This window comes from Nocardiopsis baichengensis YIM 90130, from assembly GCF_000341205.1.
In the GTDB taxonomy this organism is placed as follows: Bacteria; Actinomycetota; Actinomycetes; order Streptosporangiales; family Streptosporangiaceae; genus Nocardiopsis_A; species Nocardiopsis_A halophila.
This window is the reverse complement of sequence record NZ_ANAS01000030.1, coordinates 88,220-99,670: the sequence shown is the minus strand read 5'-3', so window position 1 is coordinate 99,670 and position 11,451 is coordinate 88,220. Positions and strand designations below refer to the sequence as shown.

General features: G+C 72.1%; 9 protein-coding genes. 2 read left to right on the top strand and 7 right to left on the bottom strand.

Annotation, left to right across the window (positions count from 1 at the left end):
- Positions 1-408: 408 nt before the first annotated feature.
- Positions 409-891: a SixA phosphatase family protein gene (locus tag C892_RS0121730; RefSeq protein WP_026124546.1), complete on the bottom strand. Its 483-nt coding sequence runs from the start codon at positions 889-891 to the stop codon at positions 409-411.
- 398 nt (positions 892-1,289) lie between these two features.
- Here C892_RS0121730 and C892_RS0121720 point away from each other — a divergent pair, with 398 nt between their 5' ends.
- A complete protein-coding gene (locus C892_RS0121720) occupies positions 1,290-1,625 on the top strand; it encodes a hypothetical protein (protein WP_017558903.1) in 336 nt (111 codons plus the stop codon).
- Positions 1,626-1,712: 87 nt separating this feature from the next.
- On the opposite strand, the gene C892_RS0121715 is transcribed toward C892_RS0121720, so the two are convergent.
- From C892_RS0121715 to acs, 6 genes are all read right to left on the bottom strand, one after another.
- Positions 1,713-2,201 carry a glutathione peroxidase gene (locus C892_RS0121715; RefSeq protein ID WP_017558902.1) on the bottom strand — a complete coding sequence of 163 codons (489 nt, stop codon included), beginning with the start codon at positions 2,199-2,201 and terminating at the stop codon, positions 1,713-1,715.
- Between the two features lie 255 nt (positions 2,202-2,456).
- Entirely contained in the window at positions 2,457-4,901 is a 2,445-nt protein-coding gene (locus tag C892_RS0121710) for a sodium-translocating pyrophosphatase (protein WP_017558901.1), read from the bottom strand.
- 462 nt (positions 4,902-5,363) lie between these two features.
- Positions 5,364-5,858 carry a DUF309 domain-containing protein gene (locus tag C892_RS0121705; protein ID WP_017558900.1) on the bottom strand — a complete coding sequence of 165 codons (495 nt, stop codon included), beginning with the start codon at positions 5,856-5,858 and terminating at the stop codon, positions 5,364-5,366.
- 188 nt (positions 5,859-6,046) lie between these two features.
- Positions 6,047-6,982: an alpha/beta fold hydrolase gene (locus C892_RS0121700; RefSeq protein ID WP_017558899.1), complete on the bottom strand. Its 936-nt coding sequence runs from the start codon at positions 6,980-6,982 to the stop codon at positions 6,047-6,049.
- Positions 6,983-7,011: 29 nt separating this feature from the next.
- Positions 7,012-7,449, bottom strand: a complete 438-nt coding sequence (locus C892_RS0121695; RefSeq protein ID WP_039820541.1) for a phage holin family protein — start codon at positions 7,447-7,449, stop codon at positions 7,012-7,014.
- Positions 7,450-7,720: 271 nt separating this feature from the next.
- Positions 7,721-9,694, bottom strand: a complete 1,974-nt coding sequence (gene acs, locus C892_RS0121690; protein ID WP_017558898.1) for an acetate--CoA ligase — start codon at positions 9,692-9,694, stop codon at positions 7,721-7,723.
- A gap of 197 nt (positions 9,695-9,891) precedes the next feature.
- Here acs and C892_RS0121685 point away from each other — a divergent pair, with 197 nt between their 5' ends.
- Positions 9,892-10,701 carry a Fic family protein gene (locus C892_RS0121685; RefSeq protein ID WP_017558897.1) on the top strand — a complete coding sequence of 270 codons (810 nt, stop codon included), beginning with the start codon at positions 9,892-9,894 and terminating at the stop codon, positions 10,699-10,701.
- Positions 10,702-11,451 lie beyond the last annotated feature (750 nt).

The following is an 11,451-nucleotide window of genomic DNA, read 5'->3' as shown; positions in this document are numbered from 1 at the left end:
CGGCGGGTTGTTCCGGTTTTCCCTGACTCACCCGTTCCGGAGGGTTTCCCCGGTTCCGAGAAAGGGCGCGCTTCAGGCACGTGATCTAGTATGCCATCGGTTCGCCGGTGCTCAGAACCAAGTGTTCCGTGTCCGGGAGGATGCGGTCACGCCCACCGTTGTCCGGTGTTCGCTTCGACCGAGAGAAGACCGCCGCCCGAACCTGAACCCGTGGGCCCGGCTCAGGGCGACTCGATCCACTATAGGGACGGATCGACCCGATGGCAAACGCACTGGTGGACTCGCTCCACCGCTGCTTCGTCGCTGCTCCGTCCCGGCACGGTCGCGGGCGGGAAGCCCGTCCACGCAGGGGCTCCCGGTCCGGCATCCGGACGCGCCGCGTCCGGATCCCCTCCTGGAGGGCGCCGCCTACGCGGTGAGGAGACGTCCGCTCCCCGTACCCGGTGCCGCGTAGAGCCACTCGACCTCCATGCCGACCACCGCGACGCTCGCCGGCGGGAAGGCGACGTACCCACCGTGCACCTGCGTGTCGACGAACGACGACGCCATCTGTGCCACCGCCGGGTTGTGCCCGACCAGCATCACCGTCCCCACGTCCTTGGGGACCAGGTTGAGGAGGTCGAAGAGCGTATGGTCGTCCGCCCCGTACGCCGCGTCCTCGTAATCGACCGACGGCCGTCCCGGCATCTGCTCCAGAGCGAGCTCCAGCGTCTCCCGGGTCCGGGCCGCGGTCGAGCAGATCACCTGATCCGGCACGATCCCCGACTCGGCCAGCAGCCTTCCCGCCGCCTGGGCCTGAGCCCGGCCCTTCCCTGTCAGGCGCCGCGCATGGTCGTCGCCGTCTCCGTTCTCCGCCTTGGCATGGCGAACGATCACCAGCGTTCCCGTCATGGCGCCACCATGGTCGCCACGACGGCCATCACCGCCATGAAGCCGAGCATGGCCCCCAGCACCACGGCGAGGCCCTTCATCCCGGTCACGTGCCCTCCTCAGTGTCACCGCGGACCCACCGACCGGACCGCCGCGGACCGGACCGCGCCGTACGGTCCCCTGCGGCCGGCTCGTCTCGTCCCAGCCTATGGAGCCTTGTGCTGATGTTCGTCACCCCCCGCCCCGTGGCTTCGGTCAGCTCGCACCGGTGACTTCTCCGTCTGCCGCGGCCTGGGCCCCTCACGGAATCATCGTCATCGGTCGGCGCGGCGGGACGGCGAACCCCACCGGATCCACCGGCCGGCGCGGCACCACGGCGAGCCCCCCCGACACCGGGACCGACCGAGAAGGACTCCCCCATGCCCCCCATCGCCCCCGCTTCCCTTCCCACCACCGACGTCCGCGCCCTCGTCGGTGCCGGTGTCCTCGCCGGCGGCATGCTCTTCGCGGCCCTCTCCGGCCGACCGGACCTCGCGGTCCTTGCGCTCCTCTCCTTCCTGGTCCTCTGCGCCTCCCAGGGAAGCGCGCACCGCATCGTCGTCGGCGCCGCCACCGTGCTCGTCGCGGGCGTCCTCATGCACTACTTCGAGCAGACGAACTACGCCCTCCTCGTCCTGGCAGGCGCGGCCATCCTCGACCGCCTCACGGTCGGGTCGGCCCGCCGCAAGGACACGGCACAGAACGGTTCCGCCTGACGAACCTGGGAGAGAGGGAGGGGAGGGCCCCGGCCGGTACCGGGACCCTCCCCACGCCGTTGCTTCACCTGCTCCACCACTGCCCGGTCATCCGGGGAGGACCGCCTCGATCGCACCGGTCACCTGGTCGTCGTCCGGCGCGGTCTGCGGGGAGAAGCGCGCGGCGACCCTGCCGTCGGGGGCCACGAGGAACTTCTCGAAGTTCCAGCGGATGTCGCCGCTGTGGCCCTCGGCGTCGGCGGTGTCGACGAGCCCGGCGTACAGCGGGTGCCGCCCTTCACCGTTCACGTCGACCTTCTCGGTCATGGGGAAGGTGACGCCGTAGGTGGCCGAGCAGAACTCCGCGATCTCTTCGGCGCTGCCGGGCTCCTGGCCCATGAACTGGTTGCAGGGCACGCCCACGACGGTGAAGCCTCGCGGGCCGTAGCGGCCCTGGAGTTCCTCCAGGGCGGTGTACTGCGGGGTCAGGCCGCACTTGGAGGCCACGTTCACGATCAGCACGGCCTTGCCGCGGTACCCGGCCAGGTCGGCGGGGCCACCGGTGAGTGCGTCGATCGGGACGTCGAGGACGGACATGTCGCTCCTTGGTCGTGTTGCTCAAGGTCGTGTGTCGGGGTTCGAGGGGGGAGCGTACGCGCTTTCACTGTCCATTCCCGGCGTTCAGGACGGGCGCATGCGTGGTGACGGCGAGGGCGGAGGCACCCCCGGCGTCCTGCGCCGGATCCCGCCGCTCCCCGGGAACGGCGCCGCCGAGCGCCCCGGTCGGCCCCGAACACGGCGGAGGCCGCCCGGACAGGGTCCGGGCGGCCTCGGGAGTGGCGGACTGCGGGATCAGTCCTTAGCGGTCCCGTCGGTGACGGGCTGCTTGTCGCCGTCGCCCTCGTCTCCCTCGTCGCGCGCTTCCGCCCCGTCCGTCTTCCCGTCGTCGGAGGCGGAGCCGACCGCGCGCTCGGAGCCCGTGTCGTCGGAGGCCGGCGCCTCCTCACGCGCGGCAGGGATCTGCTGCGCGGGGGCCTCGGTGCTGCCGCGGCGCTTCGACCAGATGATGGCCCCGGCGATGACACCGACCGCCAGCACGGTCGCGCCCGCCCGCAGCGCGATGTCGTCGGCGTAGAGCACCACGCTCGGCGCGATGATCAGCGCCACCAGGTTCATCACCTTCAGCAGCGGGTTGATCGCCGGGCCGGCGGTGTCCTTGAAGGGGTCGCCGACCGTGTCGCCGATAACGGTGGCCTCGTGCGCCTCCGAGCCCTTGCCTCCGTGGTGGCCGTCCTCGACCAGCTTCTTGGCGTTGTCCCACGCGCCACCGGAGTTGGCCAGGAACACGGCCATGAGCGCACCGGCCGCGATCGCCCCGCCGAGGAACGCGCCCAGCGGGGCGTACCCGAGGGCGAACCCGACCGCGATCGGGGTGAGGACCGCCAGCAGGCCGGGGGTGACCAGCTCCCGCAGCGAGTCCCGGGTGCAGATGTCGACGACCCGCGCGTACTCCGGCTTCTCGGTGCCATCCATGATCCCCGGGCGGGTGCGGAACTGCTCGCGCACCTCCATCACCACGCGGCCGGCGGCGCGGCCCACCGCCATGATGGCCAGGCCGGAGAAGAGGAACACCACCGCGGCGCCGATGATGACGCCGACCAGGACGTTGGGCTGGTCGATGGAGAGGCTGAAGGTGTCGGCCGCGTCGCCGAGCGCCCCCTCCACCGACGTGCGGAACGCCCCGAACAGGGCGGTCGCCGCGAGCACCGCGGTGGCGATCGCGATGCCCTTGGTGATCGCCTTGGTCGTGTTGCCGACCGCGTCCAGGCTGGTGAGGGCTTCGGCGCCGCGCCCCTCGACGTCGCCCGACATCTCCGCGATGCCCTGGGCGTTGTCGGAGACCGGGCCGAAGGTGTCCATGGCCACGATCACGCCGACCGTGGTGAGCAGTCCGGTGCCGGCCAGGGCGACGGCGAACAGGCTGACGGTGACCGAGACCCCGCCGATGAGGAAGGCCGCGTACACCGCGCCGGCGATGAGCAGGGCCGAGTAGACCGCCGACTCCAGGCCGACGGAGATGCCGGACAGGATGACCGTGGCGGCGCCGGTCTCCGAGCTCTCCCCGATCTCCTTGACCGGCCGCATGGTGGTCTCGGTGAAGTAGCCGGTGAGCAGCTGGATGGCGGCCGCCAGCAGCAGTCCCACCAGGACCGAGCCGAACGCGATCAGCCGCGGGTCGCCGTCGAGGGCGGCGGTGGCCTCGTCGACCCCCTGCAGCTCCGAGAAGCTGGAGGGCAGGTAGGCGTAGGAGGTCACGGCCACCAGCAGCGCCGAGATGACGGCGGAGATGAAGAACCCGCGGTTGATGGCCGACATGGCGTTCTTGTCCCGCGCGCGCGGGGCGGTGACGAAGATGCCGATCACGGCGGTGATGACGCCGATCATCGGCACGAGCAGGGGGAAGACCAGCCCTTCCACGCCGAAGGCGACGCGGCCCAGGATGAGCGAGGCCACCAGGACCACCGCGTACGACTCGAACAGGTCGGCGGCCATGCCCGCGCAGTCGCCGACGTTGTCGCCCACGTTGTCGGCGATGGTGGCGGCGTTGCGGGGGTCGTCCTCGGGGATGCCCTGCTCGACCTTGCCGACCAGGTCGGCGCCGACGTCGGCCGCCTTGGTGAAGATGCCGCCGCCGACACGCATGAACATGGCGAGCAGCGCGGCGCCGAACCCGAAGCCCTCCAGGACGATGGGCGCGTCGCCGCGGTAGGCCAGCACCACGATCGCGGCGCCGAGCAGCCCCAGCCCCACGGTGAACATGCCCGCGACACCGCCGGTGCGGAAGGCGATGCGCATGGCCCGGTGCTCGCCGGCCTGGCCCCCTTCCCGGGCGGCCGCGGCCACGCGCACGTTGCCGCGCACCGCGAGCCACATCCCGATGAATCCGGTCAGTGCCGAGAAGACCGCGCCTATCGCGAAGAAGACCGAGCGCCCGTACCTGACCGCCTCGCTGTCGGCGGGCAGGAGGAGAAGGAGCAGGGGAATGACGATGATGAAAACGACGAGGGTGCGGAACTGGCGTTTGAGATACGCCGCCGCACCCTCTTGCACCGCGAGTGCGATGTTCTGCATCCGCTCGGTTCCCTGTCCGGCGTTGAGAACCTCACGCACCAGGGCCCCGGCGACGGCGAGCGCGAGCAGCGCCACCACCAGGACCACGACGACGAGCGTGAAATTCATGCCGTCCAGGGCGAGCGCCGGGCCGCTGTCAACGGCGAGGCTGCTGAGCCCAGACAATCCGTCCTCCTAGAGACGGGCACGTACGGCCCCGCAAGGGTGCGCGCCGTGAGCGACGCGCAGAGCAGGGTCATGCGGGTGCCACCACCACGTACTGCACGTATTCTTCGGTCATCGGTGCCGCTGGTGCCAGCGGGCACGATGTTCGGGGATTCTACGCACCGGAGCGGTGAAAAGTGAGGGCCGGGCCGACCCTTCTTGCATTGGGGCCGGATATGTGATCGCTCGGTGATCTCACAGGCACCGTATTTCCCTTTATGGTCGACGTTGCCCACTATTATCGGCAATAATGGATTAGCCGCAGGAAATGTGGAGGAAATACTCGGCAGGGCGGATAGGCGGCATGCGTCCCACGCGTCACAGGAGACGCACCGGTCACAGGCGTGGAGGCCCCTCGGGGGAGAGAGGGCCCCGGGGAGGGGCCCGAAAGGCCGCCGCGGCCCGGGAGCCGGGCGGGCGGGTTCAGCGGCGGAGACGCAGCCTGGCGGTGTCGATCTCGCCCGTGTGCCCCGCCTCAACGGTGTCGGCCACCGAACGCGCGTGGGCCGCCGCGCCCAGGGCGTCGACGCCGGAGGGCGCCTCGGGGCCGAACTCCTCCACCCGTTCGGCGCCGCGACGCAGCAGCCGTGCCGCACCGACCCGGTTGCCCCGCTGGGCGTGCGTCAGGCCGACCGCGATCTGCGCCAGGCCGCGCCACAGTTCGCGCTCGTGGCCCTGCGTGCCCTTCCAGACGGCTTCCAGGACCTCGTGCGCGTGGAAGGCGTATCCGTCTTCCAGCAGCGACTGGGCCTCGTCCAGCCCTTCATCGGGGGCGAAGACGGCGTCGTCGGGGACCCGCGGAACCCCGGGAGAGCCGTAGGGCAGCGGCCGGCCGAACCGGTCGCGGGGGCGCTGGTTCTGGGCTCGCCCCTCCGGGTTGCGGTCCCGTTCCGCGTCGGCGCGTTCGGGGCCTCCCATGTGCTCCTCGTGCCCAGTGTGGTGTGTGTGCTGTGTGTGCTCCGCGTTCTCCGCCATTGCGTCGCCCCTCCCCCGCGTGGCCCGTGCCCGTGCCGTCTCGTCTCCCGGATCCCGTGCCGCACGCTCGTCGCGTGCGTATCGCGTGCGGGCTCCGTTCGTCCTCTCCCCCGATTGTGCCGTGTCCGCCATCAGGCGTCGGGCTCGGTGTCCCAGAGCCACCGCAGGAGCGCGTTCGTGACGGCCTCCGGGCGTTCTTGGTGCGGGAAGTGTCCGGCGCCCTCCACCAGCCGCCACCGGTACGGAGCGTCCACATAGCGGCCCGACCCGCGTGCGGTCGAGGGCAGTATGAACGGGTCGCGGTCGCCGTGGAGCTGAAGGGTCGGCACGTTCGCTGGACGGCGCATCCTGCGCCTGTACCGGTACCCGTCGGGGCGCACCTGAGAGCGGAACAGCCAGCGGTGGTACTCCATCGTGCAGTGGGCGACCCCGGGGATCCTGAAGGCCTCCTTGCACCTGCGCTCGGTCTCCCGGTCCGGCCAGCCGGGGGCCGCCGACCACTCGCGGAGCATCTCGCCCACGCGGACGGCGCCGTCGGCGAGCAGCGCGCGCTCGGGGACCATGGGCAGCTGGTCGCCGAAGAGCCGACGGGCCGCCCACGTCTGCGCCGGCCGCCCCAGCAGGGCGGCGCGGAGCTGGAGGGGGTGCGGGGCCGAGACGGCCGCGAGGCGCCGGACCGACCAGGGGTAGTAGGCCGCCATCGTCCAGGCGACCAGGCCTCCGGTGCCGTGCCCGGCGACGGCGGCGTCCGGCTCGCCCAGGGCGCGCACCAGGCCGGCCGCGTCGGAGGCGGCGGTGACCAGGTCGTAGCCGCGCGGGGGCTTGTCACTGGCGCCGCAGCCGCGCAGGTCCACGGCGACGGCGCGGTACCCGGCGTCGGCCAGGGCACCGATCTGGGCCTGCCAGGACCACCAGAAGCCGGGGAAGCCGTGCAGCAGCAGCACGAGCGGGCCGTCGCCGGCCTCGGCGACGTGGAACCGGGTGCCCGCCGCACTGACGGTCCGGTGCTTCCAGAGACCATCGACCAGGGCGGCGGAGTCGTCGGGGGCGGGCGCGTCGCGGGGCATGGGCGCGCCTGCGTCCGGGCGGGCGCGGGTCAGCGGTCGGCCGGGCGCTCGCCCTGGAGCACCGCCACGGTGGTCGACATGGTGCTCCCGAACCGCTCCAAGCCCTTGATCCTGCGCAACTGGATCACGCCGACGCCGATGAAGGCCGCCGCGACGAGCAGGTAGAAGAGGGTGACGATGAGGAAGGAGACCCAGGCGGACAGCCCGGCGACGTCATAGAGGAAGAGGCCGGCCGTCACGGAGAACAGGATCAGGAACAGGTGCAGCAGCACCGCGGCGACGACGAACATCGCCGAGCCCTTGCCGGCCTGCTTGGCGCTCTGCGCCAGTTCGAGCTTGGCCAGCTCCAGTTCGAGGCGGACGAGCCGGGAGATGTTCCCGCTCGCCTCGGAGACGAGCTCCCCGAGCGACCGGTCGGCGGCGTCGAACTCCTCGGCCCCCTGGCCACTCGACGGGTTCTCGGGCATCGCGGCGTCTCCCTTCATTCCGTCGAACGCTTCTCGCATCCTTGCACATTCGCCACGTCGGGGGTTCCCCTCGGCACGCTGTTCGGCGTGCCTGCGGAGCGTATCGGACGAGCCGGTCCGCGGTCTCGGGCCGTCGGCGCACCGCTCCCGGCCGGTGCTCCCCGCGCCCGGCCCTGCGAAAAGGGCGGCGGCCCCGGAAGCGCGTGCTTCCGGGGCCGCCGTGTCGTCCTCTCCGAGGGGTGCGCCTCTCACGCGAGGACGGGACCACGGCTCACTCGTCGTCGCCGGAGGCCGCCCCGAACGCGGTGCGGATCTTCTCCATCGAGCCGGCGTCGGTGAGCGTGGACACGTCGCCCAGCTCCCGGTTCTCGGCGACGTCGCGGAGCAGGCGGCGCATGATCTTGCCGGACCGGGTCTTGGGCAGCTCGGGCACGACCATGATCTGGCGCGGCTTGGCGATCGGGCCCAGGGAGGCGGCGACGTGCTCGCGCAGCTCCTTGACCAGATCGTCGCCGCCGTCGCCGGCCTCGCCGCGCAGGATGACGAAGGCCACGATGGCCTGGCCGGTGGTCGGGTCGTTGGCGCCGACCACGGCGGACTCGGCGACCTTGGGGTGGGCCACCAGGGCCGACTCCACCTCGGTGGTGGAGATGTTGTGGCCGGAGACGAGCATGACGTCGTCCACGCGGCCCAGCAGCCAGATGTCGCCGTCCTCGTCGCGCTTGGCGCCGTCGCCGGGGAAGTAGAGCCCGTCGAAGCGCGACCAGTAGGTGTCCTTGTAGCGCTCGGGGTCGCCCCAGATGCCGCGCAGCATCGAGGGCCAGGGCTCGCGCACCACGATGTACCCGCCGCCGCCGGGCGGGACCGACTCGCCCTTCTCGTCCACGACGTCGGCGGCGATGCCGGGCAGGGGGCGCATGGCGGCGCCGGGCTTGCCGGAGTGCACGCCGGGCAGCGGGCTGACCATGATGGCGCCGGTCTCGGTCTGCCACCAGGTGTCGACCACGGGGGTGCGGTCGCCGCCGATGTTCTTGCGGTACCAGGTGTAGGCCTCGGGGTTGATGGGCTCGCCCACCGAGCCCAGGACGCGCAGGCTCGACAGGTCGAAGCCCGCGGGGATGTCCTCGCCCCACTTCATGAAGGTGCGGATGGCGGTGGGGGCCATGTAGGCGATGGTCACCCCGTACTTCTCCACGATCTCCCAGAAGCGGCCCTTGTGCGGGGTGTCCGGGGTGCCCTCGTACATGACCGAGGTGGCGCCGTTGGAGAGGGGGCCGTAGACGATGTAGGAGTGGCCGGTGACCCAGCCGATGTCGGCGGCCGTCCAGAAGACGTCGGTCTCGGGCTTGAGGTCGAACACCGCCCAGTGCGTGTAGGAGACCTGGGTGAGGTATCCGCCGGTGGTGTGGAGGATGCCCTTGGGCTTGGCCGTGGTGCCGCTGGTGTACATGATGTACAGCGGGTGCTCGGCGTCGTGCCCCTCGGCGGTGTGCTCGGTGGACTGGCGGTCGACGATGTCGTGCCACCACACGTCCCGGCCCTCGGTCCAGTCGACGTCCTGGCCGGTGCGGCGCACCACCAGCACGTGCTCGACCGCCGGGCGGCCCTGGACGGCCTCGTCCACCGCGGGCTTGAGGGAGCTCGGCTTGCCCCGGCGGTAGCCGCCGTCGGCGGTGACGACGACCTTGGCCGCGCTGTCGTCGAGCCGGGTGCCCAGGGCGTCCACCGAGAAGCCGCCGAAGACGACCATGTGCACCGCGCCGATGCGGGCGCAGGCCAGCATGGCCACCACGGTCTCGGGGATCATCGGCATGTAGACGGCCACCCGGTCGCCCTTCTGCACGCCCAGCTCCACCAGGGCGTTGGCGGCCTGGCAGACCATGTCCGTGAGTTCGGCGTAGGTGATGGTGCGGGTGTCGCCGGGCTCGCCCTCCCAGTGGTAGGCGACCTTGTCGCCGCGCCCGGCGTCCACGTGCCGGTCCAGGCAGTTCACGGCGGCGTTGATGGTGCCGCCGGTGAACCACTCGGCGAACGGGGGGTCCCAGTCCAGGACCCGGTCCCAGCGCTGCTCCCATTGCAGCCGCCCGGCCTGCTTCTCCCAGAAGGCGAGGCGGTCGGCGTCCGCCTCGGCGAAGGCGTCGGCCGTCACATTGGCCGCGGCGGCGAGGTCCTCCGGCGGCGCGAACCGACGTGACTCGTGAAGCAGGTTGGACAGCGTCTCGTGCCCCTGGGGAGTCTCAGCCACCGTTACAGCTCCTTCGTGCGTCGTAGGCCTGCTTGCCTTATGTACTGAATCACGTGGCGCGGACCACTCCATCAATCGGGTGCCGCCCATCACAAGGGCGCGCAGGTGCGAAAACGGCGGGCGGTCGGTTACCGGCGCGTAGCGGTCGCGGCGGCACGCCGAACGGCCGGTTACCGCCGCGTAGCCGCCCGAGTAGTGTGGACGGCGTGAATGCGGCAACGACCGATCCGCTCGCCCGGATCGCGGAACTCCCCGGCGTCGACGAGGCGGTCGCCGAGGCGCGCACCGTGGTGGACCGGCTGCTCGGCCACCGGGTGCTGCGGCGGCGCAGCGCGGACGTGTCCCTGGAGTCGGCGCTGCGCGGGGCGCATGCCTCGGCGGTGCTCGACGGCGCGGAGGCGCCCCTGGAGCAGGTGCGCTCCGGCGAGGCCGACGACCCCCGCGTCAAGGGGGCGCTGCGGGTCTCCGGCGAGCTGGGTCAGCTGGTGGAGACCTGGCCGAAGGCGCCGCGGCAGGCGCTGGCGCGGCTGCACACCCTCGCCGCGGCCGACGGCGCCGGCGCCGACCGCCTGGGACGGCCGCGGTCCGCCGCCGAGCAGGCGGAGGACCCCGCGGGGCTGGGCGCCCCGCCCGCGCCGATCGAGGTCGAGGTCCGGCTGGAGGCGCTCGGCGCACTGCTGGAGCGGCGCTCCTCGGCGCCCGCGCCGGTGGTGTCGGCGGTCGTGCACGGCGAGCTGATGGCGCTGCGCCCGTTCGGGTGGGGCGACGGTGTGGTGGCGCGGGCGGCCGAGCGGCTGGTGCTGATCGAGCGGGGGCTGGACCCCAAGTCGCTGGCGGCGCCGGAGCTGGGGCACCTGCAGCGCCGCGAGGAGTACACCGCGGGGCTGCGCGCCTACCTCACCGGGACCCCGGAGGGCGTGCGCACGTGGGTGCTGCACTGCTGCGCGGCGATCGCCGACGGCGCCCGGGACTCGCTGGCCACCTGCGAGGCGCTGAAGCGGGGCTGAAGCGGGACGGAGCGGGGGCGGGCACGTCTCTTTTCCATCACAACCCGTACGCGGTGAGCGGCGCCCCGGCCCCCTCTGCGAAGGGGCGGCCGAGACGCCGCCGAGGGCGGGTCAACCCGGGCTATCAAGCGTGCATATCTCAGCTCCGACCAGGACGTATCCCGGTGCGGACGGGCCTCTCGCGGCTTGGTGACGCGTGGGTACCCGGGTGCCCCGCCCGGTGGGTCCGTGCCCACCTCCTGATTCCGTTGTACGCCTGATCAGGCGTTTTGAAAAGGGGGTGGAACGGTCCGGCACCCCCGCCGCACACTCCCCCGTGGTAACGTTGCGTATCAGATCTGTTACCTCGGCCGAGCGCGCAGAGACCACGGGCCTCCCCCTTCCCGTCGCGGCGCACGGTACGGCGGTACCCGCGCCCGTCGGCGTCCGTCGGCGCGGAACCCGCACCCCTCGACCTCCGCTCGGTGCCGGAGACGCACGTATCCGAACCTCTCCAGGAACGGAGCCGGCTCTACCCCCCCGGAGCCGGACCGAGAGACGGCCCCCGCCATCCCCCCGGCGGGGGCCGTCGCCTTTTCCGGGGCGGTCCCCGGGTCGTGTCCGCTGGCGTGGTGGAACCCTCCGGGCCCCGGCCGCCCGCACCGACCCCCCCGTTGATCTCGGGGAAGTCGGGGGAATACCGGCGGGTATTACCCCGACTTCCCCGAGATCAACGGCAAGAAGGAGGAACCGGCCCACCGGCCCGCCGGG